Source organism: Streptomyces flavusporus (assembly GCF_046267975.1).
In the GTDB taxonomy this organism is placed as follows: Bacteria; Actinomycetota; Actinomycetes; order Streptomycetales; family Streptomycetaceae; genus Streptomyces; species Streptomyces flavusporus.
Genome location: NZ_CP176503.1, coordinates 1,282,056 through 1,296,318, shown reverse-complemented (window position 1 = coordinate 1,296,318; position 14,263 = coordinate 1,282,056). Strand labels below are relative to the sequence as shown.

2 protein-coding genes are annotated in these 14,263 nt (G+C 74.5%); both read right to left on the bottom strand.

The features are described from left to right. Positions 1-9: 9 nt before the first annotated feature. Positions 10-9,621 carry an amino acid adenylation domain-containing protein gene (locus tag ACKTSN_RS06495; RefSeq protein ID WP_409468203.1) on the bottom strand — a complete coding sequence of 3,204 codons (9,612 nt, stop codon included), beginning with the start codon at positions 9,619-9,621 and terminating at the stop codon, positions 10-12. Next, positions 9,618-13,676: a non-ribosomal peptide synthetase gene (locus ACKTSN_RS06490; RefSeq protein WP_409468202.1), complete on the bottom strand. Its 4,059-nt coding sequence runs from the start codon at positions 13,674-13,676 to the stop codon at positions 9,618-9,620. The genes ACKTSN_RS06495 and ACKTSN_RS06490 overlap by 4 nt, the downstream gene beginning before the upstream one ends. Positions 13,677-14,263 lie beyond the last annotated feature (587 nt).

Below are 14,263 nucleotides of genomic sequence, written 5' to 3'. Positions count from 1 at the left end.
AGTGCCTCCTCAGGGCTGCCGGGTGGAGGGACGCGGGCCGGCGGCGAGTACGGCGGCGACGTCCCGCGCGTGCGGCGCGGCGACGAGGCCGTAGTGGTCGGCGTCGACCCGGCGCACCCGTGAGGTCCGGGGCAGGTGCGCGTCCCAGGCGCCCGGCGGTGTCGGCCGCGGGGCGAGCACGGGGGTGTCCACCGGGCGTTCGGCGAGCCACACCGTGGTGGGTGTCGTGGTGATCCGCGGCAGCCGGTGCTCGGCCATGGCGGCCAGGTTGGCCCGGCAGCAGCGGGCGAGGCGCTCGGCGTACGCGCGGCCCGGATCGGTCAGGCCGTCGGCGCGGCTGCCGCCCAGCTCACGGGCGAAGACCTCGTCCACCTGCGCCTTGTCGTACGCGGCGAACTCCGTTCCGGCGCCGGGCGGCGGAGGGTCGAGAAGATACAGGCCCGCCGCGGGCCGCCCGTCCCGTTCGGCGAGGGCCGCCATCGACAGGGCGGTCCACGCCCCGAACGACCAGCCCGCCAGCCGCAGCCGGGGACCCGCGTCGGGGAAGGCGGCCCGCACGGCCCGCAGATAGTCGGCGGCGCGGTCGGCGATCGACCGGGCGGGCAGCCGCGGGTCGCGCAGCGCCGGGTCGGGGATCAGACAGACCGTCAGTTCGCCGGGCAGGGCCGAGACCAGCGGCCGGTACGCCTGGATGTCGCCGCCGACCGGATGGACCAGGCACAGGACGTCCTCGCCGGTGCCGCGCTGCCAGACCTCGACCTCCGCCTCGGCGCCCGACTGGGCGGGTTGACGGGCGCCGCCGCCCAGCTTCCCCAGGATTTCCGTGAGGGTCACGTGGTGGCCGAGGGCGGCGAGGTCGATGTCGGTGCCGTGACGGCGTTTCACCTCCGCCAGCAGTTCCAGGAGGGTCAGCGAGTCGGCCCCCAGGTCGTACAGGGGGGCGTCGGGGTCGACGGTGTCGACGCCGAGCAGTTCGCACAGGACCTCGGTGAGGCCGGCCGCCGGTTCGCCCGACAGGGCTCCCTCGGCCGCGACCTCCCTCGCGTTCTCCGTCGCGTCTTCCCCCGACCGGGTCCGGTGGGCGGCGGGCGTTGCCTCGTAGAAGAACTGGGCCTGCGGCAGAGGTGTCGTGCTGACCATCAGGTGCGGCAGTCGCAGGCTCAGGGCGTGCGCGAAGACCGCCGCGCCGTCCTCGGGGGTGAGCGCGACCTTCAGGTGCTCCTGGTGGCGGGTGTCGCCAGCCAGCGCCTGCCGCGCCATGCCGACCTCGCCCCAGATGTCCCAGCCGATGCTCAACCGGACGGTCGCCCCGCCGCCCGCCGGGGGCGTGTGGTGGGCGAAGGCGTCCAGGCAGGCGTTGGCCGCCGCGTAGTCGAACTGGCCGACCCCGCCGTGGTGGGCCGCCATCGACGAGCAGTAGGCCACGTACGCCGGGGTGTGGCGGACCGCGAGCCGTTCGACGAGCAGGGCGCCGCGCAGCTTGGCCGCGGTGGCGCGGCGGGCCGTGGCGGCCACCCGCCCGGCGAGGAGCCCGCCCGCGGCCGTGCCCGCCGCGTGCACGACACCGGCGAGGCCGTCGAGGTGCGGGGCGAGCCGGTCGGCGATCGCGTCCAGGTCCTCCGCGGCGAGGTCGGCGCCGACCAGGGTCACACGGTCCCCGTACGGCCGTAGCCTCGCCGGCACCTCGGTGCCGCGGGCGACCAGGACCACGCGGTTGGCGGGGTCCGCCAGCAGACGGGCGGCCAGGGTGACACCGATGCCGCCGGTCCCGCCGAGGATCAGATGCGTACCCGGCTCCGCCACCCGGTCGGCGGTGGACGGGAATGCGGGCGCGGGGACCGGCTGGACCGGGCGATGCCACCAGTAGCCGTCGCGCAGGGCGACCACGCGCGGGGCGAGCGTGTCGTCACGCAGCAGTTCCGGCAGGTACGGTGCCCAGTCCGCCGGGTCGGGGCCGGGCAGGTCGATCCAGCGGGGGACCACCCCCAGTTCCTGGCGGGGTGTCTCGATGCCCGCCGCGAGGAGGCCGGCCAGGGGTGTGGCGACGGCGCCGGTGACGGGCTGTGCCCGGTGCGACAGCAGCCACACGCGGGGCCTTGAAGCGTCCGGCAGGTCGGCGAGGGCCTTGCTCAGCGCGGCCACCGCGTCGAGGCAGACCCGCTGGGCGTGCTCCAGCGCGCGCTCGTCGACCCGGCCGTCCAGGGCCAGGGGCAGCGCGTGCAGCCAGTCGATGCCGTCGGCTCCGCCGTCCGTCCGGGCAGCATCGTCGCCGACGAGGGTGAGCAGGGCCACGAGCTGGGCCGCGTCGCCGGGGGCGACCTCGTAACGGTCGTCGGCGAGTCGGCCGAGAGCCGCCGCGGGGCGCACCCGCACCACCCGGGCGTAGTGGTCTTCGAGGAACCGCCAGGTGTCCGCACCGATGTCGCCGCCGATGTCACCGCCGGTGCCACCGCCGATGTCCGCGGTGACGACGAGGGCGGTACGCCGTGCGGTACGGGACTCCGCGGGGCCGTCCGTCGGCGTCCCCGGGACGTTCACGGCGCCGGGAGCCGCGCCGATGGCCGTGCCCGGTCCCGAGGGAACACCGGTACGGGCCCGGCGCAGCCGGGTCCACTGCGGCTGGTGCAGCCACTGATCGGCGGGCAGCCGCCGAGACGGCGGGCCGGCGTCCTCCGGAACCGGCGGGGACGCGGACGCGGGCGCGGCCCGGCCGGGGACGCGCGGGAAGTCGTACTCGGACAGGTCGAGAGCGGGCGGCGGGAAGTCCCAGGGAGCGCAGGCCGGTCCCTCGGGCCAGGCGACGGTGCGACCGGCCGTCCACGCCTCCGCGAGCTGATGCGGGTCGCCGCTCCGCACCGGCACCTCCTCCCGGGCGGCCTGGACGGCGACCGGAGCGGCGACCGGCGCGGGCGCGCGCAGCCAGGCCGAGGCCGACGCGGCGTCCGGGCACGCCGCCGCCGCACGGTGACCGAGCGCGGGGCGCCCGGCCTGAAGGTGCCGCAGCACCTGCGGGTAGGCGGCGGGGTGCGCGTCCAGGTAGTCGGCGATGCGGCGGCCGTCGGCACGCAGGGCGGCCTCGCTGCTCGCGGAGAGCACCACGCACGGCACAGCGGCGGGCGCCGTGGCGGGCGTGGCAGCGGGTGTGGCGGTGCCGGGCGCCGGTCCGGACGGCCGGTCGGCGGGGTGTTCCAGGAGCAGGTGGGCGTTGGTCCCGCCGATCCCGAAACTGCTGACGGCGGCCACCCGGGGCACGTCCCGGGGCCAGGGTTCGGCCGTCACCGGCACCCGGAACGGCCCCGCGTCGATCTCCGGGTTGAGGCGGTCGAAGTCCGCGGTGGGCGGGACCACCCCGTGGTGGACGGCGAGCACGGCACGGACCATGCCGACGACGCCCGCGGCGGCGCCCAGGTGCCCGATCTGGCTCTTGACGGAGGACAGCGCCACGCCCGCGTCGTCCGCCAGGCCGTACGCGTCGCGCAGCGCGGCGGCCTCCACCGGGTCGCCCAGGGCGGTGCCGGTGCCGTGCGCCTCCACATAGCCGAGGTCGGTTCCCGTACGGCCGCTGCGGCGCAGGGCGGCACGGATCGCGGCCCGTTGGCCGGAGCGGGCGGGCGCGCTGTAACTGAGCTTGTCCGAGCCGTCGTTGTTGATGCCGGAACCCGTGACGACCGCGTACACCGTGTCGCCGTCGCGGCGGGCGGCGGCGAGGGGTTTCAGGACGACCACACCGGTGCCGCTGGCCCCCACGGTGCCCGCGGCGTCCGCGCTGAACGGCCGGCAGTGCCCGTCGGGGGAGAAGATGTGCTGCGGCCGATAGGTGTAGCCGCCGGTCAGTTCGGTGTCGACGAGGACACCGCCGACGAGCATGACCTCGGCGTCGCCCTGGCGCAGCAGCCCTGCCGCGAGGTGCACGCCGACGAGCGAACTGGAGCACGCCGACTGCACGGTGAAGGCGGGGCCGGTCAGCCCCAGGTGGTAGGCCGCCTTGGTGGCGAGGAAGTCCTTCTCGTGGTGCAGGGCCAGCCGGAAGGCGTCGGGCAGCGCGTCCGGATCGCCCTCGCGCAGCATGTTCTGGAAGTAGGTGTTCTCCCCGCACGCCGCGATCAGCCCCACCCTCCGGCCGGCCGGGTCGCCGATGCCGGCGTGGGCGAGCGCCTCGACGCAGCTCATCAGCAGGTGGCGCTGTTGCGGGTCCATGAGCCGGGCCTCGCCCGGGCTGAGGGTGAAGCGTCCCGCGTCGAAGGCGAGGAGCCCCTCCATCTGGCTGCGGGCACCGACGCGGCCGTCCGCCGCGGGGAAGTGCTCGATGCCACGGCGGCCGGAGGTCACCAGGTCCCAGAAGGCGGCCAGGTCGGGCGCGCCCGGCAGCCGCACGGCCATGCCGATGACGGCGACGGGTTCGTCGGCGGCCTCCGGGGCCGGTCGGACCATGCCTGTGTCCGGGGCCGGTCGTACCACGTCGGCGTCCCGGCCGGGTCGGATCGCGCCGCTGTCCCGGTCCGGCAGGGCCCCGCCCGCCTTCCCGTCCGGTCGTACCGCCACGTGAGCCGCCGCGTCCTCCCCTCCGCGTCGCCCCTCCAGGAAACCGGCGAGGGCGCGGAGCGTGACGTGTTCGAAGAGGTCCGGTACGGAGAAGGAGAGCCCGTCCTCGCCCGCGCAGGCGAGCTGGAACCGCATGAGGTCCAGGCTGGTGGCGCCGGCGTCGAAGTACCGCTGCCGCACGCCGACCGGTGTGCCGGTGACGTCCTCGAACAGCGCCGTCAGACGCTCCTCCAGCGGTGACAGGTCGGCGGCGGCCGGTTCTCCCTGGCGCAGATCGTGACCGGGGGCGGTGAGCGTCGCGCGCCGGTCCAGCTTGCCGCTCGGGGTGCGCGGCAGCGCGGTCACGCGACGGAAGCGGGCGACGCGTACATGGGCGGGCAGCAGCGCCGACAGGTGTTCCGCGAGCCCGGCCGGATCGGGGTCCTCGCCCCGGCACTCCAGCGCGGCGACCAGGCGGCCGTCCGCCACGGCCGCGACCGCGTTGACCACGCCCGGGTACTGAAGGAGCGCGGCCTCGACCTGCCCCAGCTCCAGCCGGTGACCGGCGAGTTTGATCTGGGCGTCGTCCCGCCCCGCGTAGTGGAGCAGGCCCCGCGCGTCGAAGCGGGCGAGGTCGCCCGTCCGGTACAGCACGCCCAGCTCGGGGTCGTCGGTGAAGCGCTCGCGGTGCGCGGCCTGGTCACCGAGGTAGCAGCGGCCCGCCATGGGCCCGCCGATCAGCAGCGCGCCGGTGGCCCCCGGCGCGACGGGGAGACCGCTGCCGTCCACCACCCGAAGGACCGCGCCCGCCACGGGCCGCCCGATGGCGGGGCGCAGCGGCCAGCCGGCCGGGTCGCCCTCCAGGCACAGGGCGCTGACGACATGGGTCTCGGTGGGACCGTAGTGGTTGAACAGACGCGCACCCGGCAGTCCGGCGAACCAGCGGCGGATCGCGTCGGTGCACACCAACTGCTCGCCCGCGGTGACGACTTCGCGCAGCCGCGACGGGTACCGCCCGGTGCGGACACCGTGTTCGGCGAGCAACTGGAGCGCCACGTACGGCAGGAAGACACGTTCCACCGCCGCCGACTCCAACTGTTCGAGCAGGGCCGGCGCGTCGTGCCGCCAGCCAGGATCGACCAGGTGCAGCAGGCCCCCGGAGCACAGCGTGGTGAAGATCTCCTGGAAGGAGACGTCGAAGGAGAGCATCGAGAACTGCTGGGTACGGGCCGGCCGGTCCAGTCCGCCCGCGACGCGCTGCCAGGTCAGCAGGTTGCACAGGGTCCGGTCGGGGACCTGGACGCCCTTGGGGACGCCGGTGGAGCCCGACGTGAAGAGCGTGTACAGCGGGCGCAGCCCCTCGTGCGCGTACGGCACGGGCACTGCGGCGGGTGTGCCGGCGGACATGTCGGCGGGTGTGTCGGTGAGGGTGACGACGTGGCGGGGGAGCGACGGCGGCGCGAGGGTCTCCAGGACACCGAGGTCCCGCCGGGTCACCAGCACGCACAGGGGGTCCGCCTGGTCGAGTACGTGCCGCAGCAGAGCCGACGGATAGGCCGGGTCGAGGGGGACGACGGTCACGCCCAGCCGGGCGGCGGCCAGCAGCGCCACGATGTGCTCGACGGACGGCTGGAGGTAGAGCGCGACGGACGCCGGAGCGGCGGGGTCGGCCGGCAGCGGATGGCGGGCACGCAGATCGGTCGCCAACGCGTGGGCCCGCGCGTCGAGTTCGGCGTACGTGAGGGTCGTCCCGCCGTCCGTGAGGGCCGGGGCGTGCGGGGTGGCGGCCACCTGCCGGGCGAAGCCGTCGGCGACGGTCGGGAAGTCGGGGACGAGCGCCTCGCCCCGGCCGGTGTCGGGCAGACCGCGGCGGTGGTCGGCGATCAGTTCGCTCAAGGTGACGTCGTCGCCGCCGGTCAAGTGGTCCAGGCACCGGCGGAACAGCCGCGCCGCCGCCTCCGCGCGCTCGGCGCCGAGGTCGTCGCGGTACTCCCACAGGCAGTCGAAGCCGGACTCGTGCTCGACGACGGACAGGGTGAGCGCGCACTTGGCGCCGAGCGGCTCGGGCCACACGGGCCGCACCTCGCAGCCGTCCAGCCGCAGCGCGGAGAAGTCGGTGTTCTCCAGGACGAACAGATAGTCGAAGAGGGGGGTGCGCTCGCGGAGCACCGGATCGGACAACAGGTCGGCCAGGGCCACCTCCTGGTCCTCCAGGACGTCCCGGACGGTGTCGGCGTGCGACGCGAGCTGGGCGGCCAGACCGTCGCGGGGGCGCAGCTCCAGCTCCAGCAGCACGGTGTTGGCGAACATGCCGACGGCGTCGGCGAACTCGGGCCGCGACCGGCCGGAGACCGGCGACGCGACGAGGGGACGCTCCTGGCCGGTCACGCCGTACACGCTCGCGGCGAACGCGGACACCAGCAACTGGAAGCGGGTCAGCCCGCGTTCGGCGGCGAGCCGGTCCAGGGCGGCCCGGCGGACCAAGTCGAGGGAGGTCCGCAGCAGCCTCGCCCGGGGCCGGACGGCCACCGCCTCCGAGGCGGGCAGGACGGGCGACAGCTCGCCGTCACGGCCGTAGCGCTCGCCGAGCCGGGCCCGTCGCCGTCCGTACGCGGCGCTCGCCTGCCACTCCCGCTGCCACCGCGCGAAGTCCAGCGGCGTGAACGCGGACGCGGTGCCGGGCCCGCCCGACTCGCCCCGCAGCGCGGCGGAGTAGGCGTCGCCGAGGTCGCGGAAGAGGAGGTTGAGCGACCAGCCGTCCACGGCGACGTGGTGCAGGTGCAGCAGGAGCACCCCCGCGTCCGGACCGCCCACCCACGCGGCGCGCAGCATACGGGTGTCCGTGAGGTCGAAGCGGTGGTCGAAGAACCGGTCGGCGAGGTCCCGCCACCCCTCGCCCGCGCCGCCGTCTAGGTCCCGGGAATTCAGGCCCTCGCCGCCGTCGAGGTCCCGCGAATCCAGGGCCTCGCCGCCGTCGAGCGGCTCCCAGGGGTCGTACGGGTCGCCCGCCCGCTGGCGCAGCCCGTGCGGGGTGGGGACCAGTCGCGTCCGCAGGGCCGTGTGCCGTTCCACCAGCCCGCGCACCGCCCGGCGCAGGGCCGCCCGGTCGACACCGCCGCGGAGGCGGAAGACGAGCGGTACGTCGTAGGCGCGGTCCTCGGGGTCCCGCTGGTGCAGGAACCAGAGGCGTTCCTGCTCCCTGGTGGCCGGCGCGGTCGGTTCGCCGGAGGCGGCGGGCACGGGTGGGTGCTCGCCGGTCGCGGCGTCCTGGGCGTGCACGGCCTCGGCGAGGGCGGCGAAGTCGGCGGTGAGCACCAGGCTCTGCGGCAGGTCGACGTGGAAACGCCGCATGACCTCGAAGCGGAAGCGCAGCGCCTTCAGGGAGTCACCGCCGTGCGGTATCCACCGGTCGTCTGGGCGCAGGCCGGCCACCCCGAGGATGCCCTCGGCGAGCTCGAGCACGGGCCGCTGCTCGTCGCTGACGCGCGCCTCGCCCTCGTACGAGCGCCGCCATGGTGCCGGGGCGTCGCGCAGCAGCGCGTCCCGGTCGACCTTGCCGTTGGGGGTGAGCGGCAGTTCCGGTACGAGATGGGTGTGGTGGGGCCGCATGTACGGGGGCAGCCCGGTCGTGAGGTGCCGGTCGTAGGCGTCGAAGGAGAGGTCGCCGGGATCGCCGCCCGGGACGACGAAGGCGAGCAGTTCGTTGCGGCCGGCCTCGTCGCGGCGGGTGCACACGTACGCCTGGCGCACGGCCGGGTGGGCGAGGACGCGTCGCTCCACCTCCCCGGGCTCGATGCGGAAGCCGCGCACCTTCACCTGGCGGTCCGCCCGGCCGACGTAGGTCACCCGGCCCTCGGTGTCCCGGCGCACGAGGTCGCCCGTGCGGTACCAGCGCTCCTCGCCGCCCGCCTCGCTTTCCGGGTTCGGCAGCATGACGAAACTCTGCTCGGTCTGCATGGGCAGGTTGCGGTAACCCCGGGCCAACGCGGGGCCCGCGAGGAGCAGTTCGGCGATCTCGTCCGGCTCCGCGGTGCGTCCGTCCTCGGTGCGCAGCAACGTGCGCGTGCCGGGCAGCGGGGTGCCGAGGGGGACGGTGGCGCCCGCGAAGTCCCGGGGGATCGGATGGCAGAGGGCGAACGTGGTCGCCTCCGTCGGCCCGTACGCGTTGTGCAGGACGGTGCGCGAGGCGGTGTTGGCCTCGTACCACCGGCGGATCAGCCGCGCGTCGAGCTGCTCGCCGCCGACGAGGACCTGGGAGACGGTGCCGAAGCAGTCGGGCACCCTCTCGACGACGGTGTTGAACAACGCGACCGTGATGAACAGTGTGTCGATGCGCCGGTCCGTCAGCGCCCCGGCGAGCCGGTGCGGGCTGTGCACCTGCTCGTCGTCGAGGATCACGCAGACACCGCCGGTCAGCAGCGGTACCCAGACCTCGAAGCTGAGGGCGTCGAAGGCCGGGTTGGACAGGCAGGCGTACCGGGCACCGGACCGCAGGCCGATGTAACCGGGCTCGGCGAGCCGCAGCACGCCCGCGTCGGTGACCTCGACGCCCTTGGGGCGGCCCGTACTGCCGGAGGTGTAGAAGACGAAACCCGTCCCGGTGTCCCCGGTGTCCGCCGACGCTTTCGCGGGCGGGTCGGTCCGGGCGTCCCGCACCGCGTCCGGTTCCTCGTCGCGCAGGAGCAGGTCGGCGTCGAGGGCGAGGAACTGTCCGTCGACGTCCGGGAGTTCGCTGTGGACGACGGCGACGGCGCCCGAGTCTTCGAGGATGTGCCGCTGCCGGTCGGACGGGCTGAGCCGGTCCAGGGGGACGACGGTGGCACCGGCGCGACGGATGCCGAGCATCACGCACACCAGCCGCCAGGAGCGCGGCAGGCAGACGGCGACGGCCTGCCCCGGGCCCACCCCGAGGTCGCGCAGCCGCGCGGCCACCCGGCCGCTGAGGCGGTCGAGGCCGGCGTGGTCGAGCAGGTGCGTGTCGTCCTCGACGGCGACGGCGGACGGGGTGCGCCGGGCCTGGGCGAGCACCGCGTCGGCGAGAGCGGAGGCCGATCGGCTCGGGGAGGCGCCGTTGGAAGGGGAGGTGACGTCGGTGCTCATCGGGCTCCCGCCACGGGGAGGGCGGCGGCGGACGCCGGCGCGGACCGGTGGCCGTGGTGGGCCAGTTCCGCCGTCAGCAGGGCCCCGACACGGACCGCTTCGGCGCCTTCGAGGATCTCCCAGTGGTCACAGGCGAGGGTCTCGACCTGGAAGTCGCCCTCGGCCCGCCGCCGCCAGAAGGCACGGACCTCGGCGTGGAACGGCGTGTCGTCACCGTCCGGCACGGCCTGGGCGAGGACCAGGCGGGTGGGGGAGGCGGCGGGCAGGTACTCCCGGGCCGTCGACCGGTTGTGGTTGTACAGCCGGAAGTAGCGCTCGATCTGCGCGTCGTCCATGCCGGGATACATCCCGTTGAACCTCACAAGCTTGTCGCGGAACTCCGCCTCGTCGACGGCGGTGATCGCCGCACGGGCCGCGGCGTCGTCGGTGGCCTGGGTGTCGAGGAGGACGACACTGACGTCACGGCGCCCGGCCCGGCCGAGGATCTCCCCCATCCGGTGGGCGACCAGCCCCCCGTAGGACAGGCCGGTCAGCACGACGGGGCCGTCGTCCATCGGGCCGAGGAGGCGCAGATACTCCTCCGCCATGGCCTCCACCGTGGGCAGGACGTCCTCGCCGGGGTTCACGCCCGGCGACTGGATACCGTAGAGCCCCGCCTCGGCGGGCAGATGCTCGGCCAGCGGCAGGTAGCAGAACGCGGTGCCCCCGGCCGGGTGGACGCAGACCACCCGCGGTCCTGCACCACGCCGGAACTCGATGAGACTGCCCGGGGCGGAGTCGGCGCCGTCCTCGCGCAGCAGCGCGGCGAGCGCCTCGATCGTGGGCCGCGTCATGACCTCGGCCACCGGCAGATGCCGGCCGAACGCCTCCGTGACGGCGTGGGCCATCTTGATGGCCGACAGGGAAGTGCCGCCCACCTCGAAGAAGTCGTCGCCGACGCCTATGTCCGGGTGGAGCAGCACGCTCCGCCATATCCGGTACAGGGCGTGCTCGACGTGGTCGCGCGGGCTGGCGGTGTTGACCTGCGTGGAGGTCCGCTCGTGGGCCAGCGCCAGCAGGGCGGCACGGTCGACCTTGCCGCTGCGGTTGAGCGGCAGGGCGTCGAGGTCGACCACGACGGCGGGGATCATGTAGTCGGGCAGACGGCGGGAGAGTGCGGCGCGCCAGTCGCCGGCGGCACGCGCCGGTGCCGTACCCCGACCGACCCCGGCGACCAGCCGGACCTGCCCCGCGGCGTCGCGGTCGGCGAGGACCACGGCCTCCCGGACACCGGGCAGTGCCATGAACGCCGCCTCGATCTCCGCCGGTTCGATCCGGAACCCGCGCAGCTTGACCTGGTCGTCCGCGCGCCCCGCGTAGACCGCCTCGCCGTCCGGCTGCCGCCTGGCCAGGTCGCCGGTGCGGTAGATCCGCTCGCCGGGCACGAACGGGTCGGGCAGGAAGCGCTCCTCGGTGAGGTCGGGGCGGTTGAGGTAGCCGCGGGCGAGGGAGGACCCGCCGAGGTACACCTCTCCCACCACGCCCGGCGGCACGGGCCGCATACGGTCGTCGAGCAGGTAGAGACGGGTGCCGGGGAGCGGGCGGCCGATGGGGCAGGGGCGCTCCAGCGGACGCGGCGCGTAGTAGGCGGTGCTGTACAGCGTCGCCTCGGTGGGCCCGTAGCCGAAGCAGATCCGCAGGCCGGGCAGGTGCAGGGTCATGCGGTGCAGGGCGGCCTCGGTGAGCGACTCCACTCCGGTGAGCAGCTTGCGCAGCGCCAGCCCGCGCAGCCGTACGGCGGGGTCCTCGTCGATCCACTTGACGTAGGCCGGCGGCAGGAACGCCTGGGTCACCCGACGCTCGCGCAGCCACGCCAGCAGGGCCTCCGGGTCGCCGCGCAGCGGCTCGGGGACGAGGTGCAGCACACCGCCGGTGGTCAGGGGGAGCAGCAGTTCGTGGATGGAGGCGTCGAAGCCGATGCTGGACCAGGCCGAACCGGCCTCGCCGGGGGCCGTGCCCATGCGGTCGTGCCAGGTGGCGAAGAGGTTGAGGACACTGCGGTGCTCCACCGCGACGCCCTTGGGCCGGCCCGTGGACCCGGAGGTGAAGATCACGTACGCCGTGCGGTCCGGCGCGCGGTCGGTGCCGGACGGCGGCCGCTCGCTCTCCGCCCCCTCGGCCTCGACGGCGGCGAGCGCGAGCCAACCCTCGGGCCGGTCCGTGTCATCGCCCTGGTCGCTCAGTACGACGGGGCAGGCGGCGTCCTCGACCATGCCGGCGAGCCGCTCGCGGGGCTGCCCGGGGTCGAGCGGAAGGTAGGCGGCGCCCGCCTTGAGGATGCCCAGGACGCCGACCACGAGGTCGCACGACCGTCCGGCGTGCAGGCCCACCACGTCACCGGGGCGCACGGACCTGGCGACGAGAGCGTGCGCCAGCCGGTTGGCGCGGCGGTCCACGGTCGCGTAGTCGAGCGACCGCTCACCGTCGACCACCGCGGTCAGTTCGCCGCGCGCCCGCGCCTGGGCCTCGAAGAGCGCCGCGATCCCGGACGCCGACCGCAGGGCGAGGGCGACCGGATCGGCTTCCGCATCGGCCACCGCGTCGGCGGCCTCCGGATCGTTCTCCGGCCCCCCGTCGCCCGACGGCGTGGCGTCGCCCTCGCGCACCAGCCGCCGCGACTCCTCCGGGTCCATCAGTTCCAGATCCCGGATGTCACGGTCGGGACGGTGGGCCATGTCGGTCAGCAGCCGCCGCAGATACTCCGCCCAGCGCCGCACCGTGGCGTTGTCGAACAGGGCGGTCGCGTAGTCGAGATGGCCGAGCAGACGCCCCTCGGACTCGGTCACCGACAGCGCGAGATCGAACTTGGCCGAGGCGTCGGCGATCGGCAGCGGCCGGGTCTCGACGCCGGGCAGGTCCAGCAGGTTCCGGCGGTCCGGGACCCAGGCCAGCATGGTCTGGAACAGCGGGGTGTGAGCGGCGCTGCGAGGCGGATTGACCAGCTCGACGATGCGTTCGAAGGGCAGGTCCTGGTGGGCCAGTGCTTCGCGGACGACAGCCCGAGTACGGGCGAGCGCCTCGGCGGCGGTCGGCGCACCGGACAGATCGACGCGCAGCGGAAGCGAGTTGACCAGGAAGCCGATGAGGCCGGCCGCGCCGGGCCCGCGCCGGTTCGCCACCGGACTGCCGACAACGATGTCGTCCTGGCCGGACAGGCGGGAGAGCAGGCTGCTCCAGCCGGTCAGCACGGCCACGAACGGGGTGGCATTGTGCGCCCGGGCCAGCGCACGCAGCGCCGAGACCACGTCCGCGTCCAGTTCGAACTCGACCCGGCCCCCCTCGTACCGCTGCTCCACCGGACGCGGCCGGTCGGTCGGCAGATCGAGAACGGGCGGCGCGTCCGACAGAGCCTGCTCCCAGTAGCGTTCCTGGTCCGCGAGGGCACCGGCCAGTACCGCCTCGCGCTGGGCTCGCGCGTGGTCGGCGTACTGTGTGGCGAGCGGTGCCAGGGGAACCGGGTCGTCCGCACGCAAGGCCGCGTAGAGCAGGCCGATTTCCCGCATCATGACGTTCATCGACGCGCCGTCGTACACGCTGTGATGGAACGTCAGGAGCAGCACGTGGCGCTCGGGGGCCAGCGTCAGCAGGCGGCCGCGCCCGAGGGGACCGGCCTCCAGGTCGAACTCCTGCTCCGCTTCCCGGCGTTGCAGGGCAGTGACCTGGGCGTCGGGGTCGGCGAGGCCGCTGAGGTCCTGCGAGGTCAGCGCGAAGCCGGTGCCGGGCGGATCGATGAGTTGCTGGACACTCCCGGCCTCGGCCACCAGCCGGGTGCGCAGCGTCTCGTGGCGATCACTGAGGGCGTCCAGGGCCCTGGCCAGCGCCCGGTGGTCGAGCGGGCCGGTGAGCGAGAGGGCCACGGTCTCGTTGTACGCGGCATTCGCACCGGGCAACTGCGCGAGGAACCACAGGCGTTGCTGGGCGAAGGAGGCCGGCCGGACGTGTGGGGTGGCCTCGGCGCGGTTCTCGGGGTCCGCGCACGAGCGGGGCGCGGGGACGGAGGTGGGAGTGTGCTGCACCGGCTTACCTGGTCTTACCGTCAGAGGGGACTGGGGGAGGGGAGGGACACGGCGGTCCGGGATCACCGGACGGCCGGGGGCCGAGAAGGGCGCGCGCCCGGTGTCGGGGGAGTGAGGGTGCGCGGGAGTGGGTGGGGGAGGGGAGGGTGCGTCGGCTCGTCGTTGAGCGGTCGTAAGGGGATACGACGGAAGAAATACTGGCCGGTGATCCGCTCTCAAAAGAAAAGATGGTGGGATTGCGGCTCGCCGGAAAACTTCGTGATGCATTGGTGATGATCAGTCATGACTCAGGCATATGTCAACACTTGACTTTCCGCAGTGCCCTCACGTAGATACGGGGCTGCCCTTTCTGCCGCCTCTCGCCGGGCGCACGCGCAGATCAGCCCAGCTCATGAGGGGTGACGGCCCTCCAGGCGCATCACGTCGGCCGGCGAACGACGACCGTCGGCCGAGGCACCCTCTTCGGACGGACCGGGGGTTGTGGCGGACAGGCCAGTTGTGACGGACAGGCCGGCCAAAGGGCACTCGCACGCGGGGAATTGCCAGAGTGAGGAATTACCAAGGGCCAGAACGCCGCGCTCGGTATC